Source organism: Janibacter hoylei PVAS-1 (assembly GCF_000297495.1).
GTDB classification, from domain to species: Bacteria; Actinomycetota; Actinomycetes; order Actinomycetales; family Dermatophilaceae; genus Janibacter; species Janibacter hoylei.
On sequence record NZ_ALWX01000031.1, the window covers coordinates 49,570 to 55,712 of the forward strand.

General features: G+C 72.6%; 5 protein-coding genes and 1 pseudogene. 3 read left to right on the top strand and 3 right to left on the bottom strand.

Annotation, left to right across the window (positions count from 1 at the left end):
• Positions 1 to 94: 94 nt before the first annotated feature.
• Positions 95 to 763, top strand: a complete 669-nt coding sequence (locus B277_RS07595; RefSeq protein WP_007926892.1) for an HAD family hydrolase — start codon at positions 95 to 97, stop codon at positions 761 to 763.
• 204 nt (positions 764 to 967) lie between these two features.
• Here B277_RS07595 and B277_RS17930 read toward each other — a convergent pair.
• Both B277_RS17930 and B277_RS07600 read right to left on the bottom strand, forming a co-directional pair.
• Positions 968 to 1,582 (bottom strand): annotated as a pseudogene (locus tag B277_RS17930) (spermidine synthase); the annotation flags it as partial.
• Positions 1,583 to 1,817: 235 nt separating this feature from the next.
• The gene (locus tag B277_RS07600; protein ID WP_007926894.1) at positions 1,818 to 4,121 is read right to left on the bottom strand and encodes a bifunctional metallophosphatase/5'-nucleotidase; all 2,304 of its coding nucleotides are present in this window, start codon (positions 4,119 to 4,121) and stop codon (positions 1,818 to 1,820) included.
• 153 nt (positions 4,122 to 4,274) lie between these two features.
• Between B277_RS07600 and B277_RS07605 the strand changes: the two genes are divergently transcribed.
• Positions 4,275 to 4,649 carry a sterol carrier family protein gene (locus B277_RS07605; RefSeq protein WP_040881113.1) on the top strand — a complete coding sequence of 125 codons (375 nt, stop codon included), beginning with the start codon at positions 4,275 to 4,277 and terminating at the stop codon, positions 4,647 to 4,649.
• Positions 4,650 to 4,707: 58 nt separating this feature from the next.
• Here B277_RS07605 and B277_RS07610 read toward each other — a convergent pair whose 3' ends face one another.
• Entirely contained in the window at positions 4,708 to 5,766 is a 1,059-nt protein-coding gene (locus tag B277_RS07610; protein WP_007926898.1) for a Gfo/Idh/MocA family protein, read from the bottom strand.
• A gap of 22 nt (positions 5,767 to 5,788) precedes the next feature.
• On the opposite strand from B277_RS07610, the gene B277_RS07615 reads away from it, so the two are divergent.
• A complete protein-coding gene (locus B277_RS07615; RefSeq protein ID WP_007926900.1) occupies positions 5,789 to 6,019 on the top strand; it encodes a hypothetical protein in 231 nt (76 codons plus the stop codon).
• The last annotated feature ends 124 nt before the right edge of the window (positions 6,020 to 6,143 follow it).

The following is a 6,143-nucleotide window of genomic DNA, read 5'->3' on the forward strand; positions in this document are numbered from 1 at the left end:
GGGGAATGGACAGGCCGAGCACCTCATCGCACCTCGCCGATATCGTGGGGTCATGGGTACAGCTGCAGACGTCGTCGAGAGCCGGTGACCGTCCATGCCTGACACGCCCTGGCTCGTCATCTTCGACTGCGACGGCGTGCTCGTCGACAGCGAGCGCCTCAACGTGCGCACCTGGACCGGCATGATGCGCGACGCCGGAGTCGACTTCACCGAGGCCGATGCCGTCGAGACCTTCGTCGGCAAGGCCTACAAGGACAACCGAGTCACTCTGACCGAGCTGACCGGAGCCGTGCCGGACCCCGAGTGGGAGCGCGCGTGGCGGGCCGAGTTCGCCCGCAGCCAGGAGCAACTGGAGCCGGTCCCGGGTGCTGCCGAGGCGGCGGCGGCCATCCGCGAGCTCGGCCTGCAGGTGTGTGTCGCCTCCGGCTCGCTCCGTGCGGCCATCGCCACGAAGCTCGCGCGCACCGGCCTCGACGGGCTCTTCCCCGAGTCCGCGCGCTTCAGCGCCGAGCAGGTCGAGCGCGGCAAGCCGGCTCCCGACGTCTTCCTCCTCGCCGCCGAGTCCATGGGCTACGCCCCCGACCGGTGCGTCGTCGTCGAGGACAGCCGCGCAGGCGTCGAGGCGGCCGTCGCCGCGGGCATGCCGGTCGTCGGCTACCACAGCGACATGACCCCGACTGGCTGGCTCGACGACGCTGCTGCGGTCATCAGCGACATGGTCGACCTGCCGTCGGTCGTCAGCCGTCTGGCCGGCGTGGGCTGAGGTCAGCGCACCCGCCAGCCCCCCCGGGGCCGGCGCTGCGGGCGAAGGGCGTGCCGTCCCGTCCGTGAGCGCCCGCCCGGCCGCGGTCCGTCGGGCCAGCTCCGCCCCGGCGAGCACCCCGGAGGGGAAGGGCCAGCGCCCCACCTGCCGTGTGATCTCGTCGACGTCGAGCGGCCGGTGGGATGCGACGACCACGACATTGCCGTAGCGGCGCCCCTTGATGACATCGCGCATGGCGACGAGCGCGAGCGACCCGTCGGGACCGAAGGCGGCCCGTGCTCCCGCGACCACGTCGGCCAGATGTCGCCAGCCGGGCTCGTCGGGGGAGTTCATGACGAGCACGCCGTCGGGCCGCAGGACCCGCGCCACCTGCTCGAAGAACTCGACGGTCTGCAGGTCGGCCGGCACCCGGCCCGCGTCGAAGGCGTCGACGACGAGGGCGTGGGCGGCGTCGTCCCGGAGCGCCTCGACCCCGGGTCGCCCGAGCTGCGGACGCACCCGGATCCGGTGCCCGCGCGGCAGCGGCAGCTCGGCGCGCACCAGCGCGGTGAGCGCCTCGTCGGGCTCGATGACGATCTGCGGGGAGCCGGGCCGGGTCGCCTGCACCCAGCGCGGGAGGGTGAGGCCAGCGCCGCCGACGTGGGTCACCCCGATCGGGTCGGGGTCCGGGTGGACCGCGTCGAGCACGGCGGCGATGTGCTGCACGTACTCGAAGACGAGGTGCCCCGGGTCGTCGACGTCGACATGGCTCTGCGGGTGGCCGTCGCGCATGACGGTGACCCCGCCCTGCTCGTCGAGGACCAGCTCCACCTCCGCCATGGCCCCACCCTCCCACGCCGTCTCGCGTCCACGGTCCCTGAGGAGGCGCGCCAGCGCCGCCTGTCCTCACCGGTCCCTGAGGAGGCGCGCCAGCGCCGTCTCGCGTCCACGGGCCCTGAGGAGGCGCGCCAGCGCCGTCTCGCGTCCACGGTCCCTGAGGAGGCGCGCCAGCGCCGTCTCGAAGGGCACCGAAGGGGGCCACGACCAGCGGCCGTGACCCCCTTCGGGCTGTGCGTCAGTGGCGACGCGAGGCGGTGCGGCGGGCGTTCACGATCGCCAGCGCGATGCCGGCCAGGAGCGCCAGGCCGAGGCCCGAGCCGACGACGCCGGTGTCCATCGGGCCGCCCGGGCGGTCAGTCTCGACGACCGGGCCGGTGGCGTCGCCACCGTCGTCGGTCGACGTGGCCGTGCCCGTCGCGGTCGTCGTGCCGCTCGTGCTCGTCCCGGTGCCCGAGGTGCTCGAGCTCGTCGAGGTGCTCGACGTGGAGCTCGTCGAGGTGCTCGACGTCGAGGTCGTCGTCGAGGTCGGCTCGTCGTCGGTCACGACCGTCACCGGCAGGGTCGCCTGGGAGTCGCTCGGCGCGGCGACGATGCGCAGCGTCGCCGCCCCAGCCTCCAGGCCGTCCGGCACGGTGAAGCTGACGTCGGCGCTGCCCTTGCGCGTCGGCGTGCCGTCGATCGACTCGGAGGAGACCGGGAAGGTGCCGACCGACGTGTCGCCGACGAAGACCTCGACCTCCGTGTTGTCGGGCGCGCCCAGCGAGGTCAGGTCGACGTCGGAGACGGTGAAGGAGACCTCGTCACCCTCGGTCAGCTCGCTCGGCGCGTCGCTCACGGCGATAGCCTGCTTGCGGAAGTCCGGGTCGACGACGTCGCGGGCGGAGAAGTAGTTGACGAAGGCGTCGGTGTCGATGAGGCCGGTGTCCTTGCGGTCGGCCCCCTCGGCGAGCACCGAGAAGTTGTCGCCGCCGCCGATGAGGAAGGAACCGGACGCCACCGTGTAGGTGCCGGCCGAGTCGATCGGCTCGCCCTCGATGCTCACCGACGTGATCCGGCTGCCGGCAGCGGCGTCCGGGTCGTAGGTGTACGTGACGTTGTCGGAGAGGCCGAGCTTGAGGAAGGGCCGCGAGCTGCCCTCGGGCTGCCACTGCTGCTCGAGCAGGGTGGTGAACTGCTCGCCGGTGAGGTCGACCGTCATCAGCGTGTTGGCGAAGGGGTTGATCGCGGCGGCCTCGGCGTAGGTGACCTCGCCGGGCTCCTCGTCGCCGGTCGGCTCGTAGGTGAGCTCGTCGCGCAGGCCGCCGGGGTTCATGATGCCGATGTCGGCGCCGGGGCGCCCGGGCTGGTTGAGGGCGTCGAGCCAGATGTCGGCGGTGAGGTTGCCGAGCGTCGACTCGCGCAGCCGGTCGTCGCGGTTGCCGTCCTTGTGGGCGGTCGTGATGTCGTCGCTCACCTCGCCGATGACGACCTTGCCGAGCTCGTCGGCCTCCTCGACCGCGTCGTCGACGATGCCCGCGGCGGTCGTGTACGTCGGGTCGCCGGCGCACTCCTCGGTGGCCGGGGCGACGGGGACGTTGGTCGCCGAGTACTCGACGACCTCACCGGTCTCGGGGTCGATGCCCAGCTGCAGCTGGCCGAGGGTGTCGCCGTAGGAGTTGGACTGGATGATCGGCCGGGTGCCGTCGCCACCGGGCACGGGGGCGTCCCAGGCGTAGCGCTTGTGGGTGTGGCCGGTGAAGATCGCGTCGACCTCGGCCGTGGTGTCCTCGACGATCTTGGCGAAGGCGCCACCGGCGCCCACCTGGTCCTCGAGAGTGCTCAGGGCATCGCCTTCGGTGGCGCCCTCGTGGTACTCGGCGATGACCACGTCGGCCTCGCCGTTGGTCGCGTCGCCGTCCTTGAGCTGGGCCGCCACGCGGTTGACCGCGGCGACCGGGTCACCGAAGTCGAGGCCGGCGACCCCCTGCGGGGAGACGAGCGTCGGCGTCTGCTGGGTGACGGCGCCGACGACGCCGACCTTGATCCCCCCGACCTCGACGATCTCGTACTCCGACAGCGCCGGCGTCGTGGTGCCGCGCTCGTAGACGTTCGCGCCGAGCAGCTCGAAGTCCGCCGCCTGGTCGACCCGACCGGTGAGGTCGGAGAAGCCGCGGTCGAACTCGTGGTTGCCCACGGCGCTGGCGCGCAGGCCCAGGGCGTTGAGGAAGGCGATCGTCGGGTTGTCCTCCTGCGAGGCGGAGGTGAAGGGCGAGGCCCCGATGTTGTCGCCGGCGGACAGCAGCGCGGTGCTGTCCTCGCCGAGCTCGGCGCGGGTGGTGACGACGGTGCAGGCGAAGGCCTTGCCGCTCTTGCCGGTGCCGTCGGCGTCGATCCGACCGTGGAAGTCGTTGACGTTCAGCAGGTTGACGGTCGTGAGCGACGGGTCGATCGCTCCCGGCTCGACGGGGTCGGCGGCGTGCGCGGCACCGGACGTCGCGACGAGTGCGGCGACCGCACCCGCTCCGACGAGCAGGGACGCGCCCTTGTTCTTGAGGGTCATTCGGGGTTCCTCCCAGAGCACAACGGTGTGGCGGGGCCCGGCAAGGGGTGGGCCTCACCAGCAGACTGTGCCCGAGCTCGGGGGCCTTCGCATGACGAGACGGGGCCGGAGGCTGGCCAGTGGGTGAACGGTAGGCGGTGCGAGACTGGTCCCGTGGCTGGACGACGTCGGATCCCCGTGGACGAAGGGTGGGCCGCGCTCGCCGCGTGGTCGGCCAGTGACGATCGCGCGACGCTGCCCCGCGCCGTCGTGGCGACGGCCGTGCGGCACACGGTCGCCGAGCTCGCAGACGCCGCGCCCGGGCGCAGCGTCGAGGTGCGGGTGCCTCCCTTCGCCGCCGTGCAGTGCGTCGAGGGGCCGGTCCACACCCGCGGCACCCCGCCGGCCGTCGTCGAGACCGACGCGCAGACCTGGCTGGAGCTGGCCACCGGCGAGCTCGACTGGGCCGAGGGCGTCGCCGCGGGGCGGGTCAGGGTCAGCGGGCAGCGCACGGACCTCTCGGCCCACCTCCCCCTCGCATCTCCCTAGGGAAATGCGCACGTCCTCCGTATTTCCCTAGGGAAATGCGCATGTCCTCCGTATGTGCCTAGGTAGATGCGGGGCGAAGGGAGGCCAGCAGCGCCTCGGCGACACCGATGAGGTGCACCGACTCCTCCAGCGGCATGACCGGCGACTCGGTCTCGCAGGCCGTGACCCGCAGCGCGACCTCCGTCGCCTCGTGCCGCAGGCCGCGGTGCTGCTCGATCGGGTCGCCGACCATCTCGTCGAGGACGACCCCGTCGGCGCCGACGAGCCGCATCGTCGTCGGGGTGTAGAACATCGTGTCGAGCTCCAGACGGGCCCAGGTCCCGTTGACCGAGGCCGTCGTCGGCGACGAGACCGACATGTCCGTCGCGAGGGACGCGACCGCTCCCGTGGGGCCCTGCGCGACCCAGGCGAGGCGCCGGTCCACCCCGCGGTCGGTCAGCGAGCCCAGCCCCGTCGCCGACGTGATGCCGCCGAGGCACAGCGAGGCGAAGGACAGGGGGTAGATGCCGAGGTCGAGCATGGCGCCCCCGGCGAGGTCGGGGTCGGCGAGGCGCTCGGGGCCGTCGGGCCACAGCTGGATCGAGTGGTCGGCGAGCACGGTGCTCACCTCGCCGAGCAGACCGGCGTCGAGCACCTGGCGCAGGACGTCGATGTGCGGCAGGAAGCGTGTCCACATCGCCTCCATGCAGTACACGCCCGCCTCGCCGGCGGCGGCGGCGATCTGGGCCGCCTCGGCCGCGGTGGGCGCGATGGGCTTCTCGACGAGCACGTGCTTGTTGGCGCCGATCGCGAGCAGGGCGTGCTCGAGGTGCTCGCTGTGCGGGCTCGCGACGTAGACGACGTCGACCTCGTCGTCGGCGACGAGCGACGCATAGTCACCGTGCGCGCGGGCACCGGGCGCGTGCGCGGCGACGAAGGCCTGCGCCCGCCCCAGATCGCGGGACCCGACGGCGACGACCTGCTGGCTCGTGCCCTGCAGCGCGATGGTCATCTGCTCGGCGATCCACCCCGCCCCGAGCAGACCCCACCGCAGCCCGGGGGCGCTCGCAGGGTCGGGTGTGCGCGGCGTGGGCAGCTTCATGCCGGGGACGTCGGCATGCGGGCGCGGGTCGGTCATGGGCCCAACCTACGATGGTGGGGTGAGCAAGCGTCCCCGGAGCAACCCCAAGCCGATCCCCTTCGTCGTGACGGGGGCGGTCATCGGCTTCGTCGTCTTCGGGGTCGTCTCCTGGCTGGGCCCCAACCGCAACGAGGGCTTCGACATCACCTACGACCCGGGTGCCGCGCTCGGGTACATGAGCGTCCTGGGGCTCTTCCTCGGCGCGCTCGTCGGGGCCGCCGTCGCGGCCCTCTTCACCTACCGCAGGTGACGTCTGACCCCCTTCGTCCGCATCTCCCTAGGGAAATACGGCTGGGGGCGCGCATCTCCTTAGGGAAATACGGCTGGGGGCGCGCATCTCCCCAGGAAATGCGGCTGAGACTGCCAGGCATTCC

Bases quoted from the DNA above. Each gene is read 5' to 3' on its own strand.
- B277_RS07595 (WP_007926892.1), top strand. From the start codon at position 95: ATGCCTGACACGCCCTGGCTCGTCATCTTCGACTGCGACGGCGTGCTC.
- B277_RS07600 (WP_007926894.1), bottom strand. From the start codon at position 4,121: ATGACCCTCAAGAACAAGGGCGCGTCCCTGCTCGTCGGAGCGGGTGCG.
- B277_RS07610 (WP_007926898.1), bottom strand. From the start codon at position 5,766: ATGACCGACCCGCGCCCGCATGCCGACGTCCCCGGCATGAAGCTGCCC.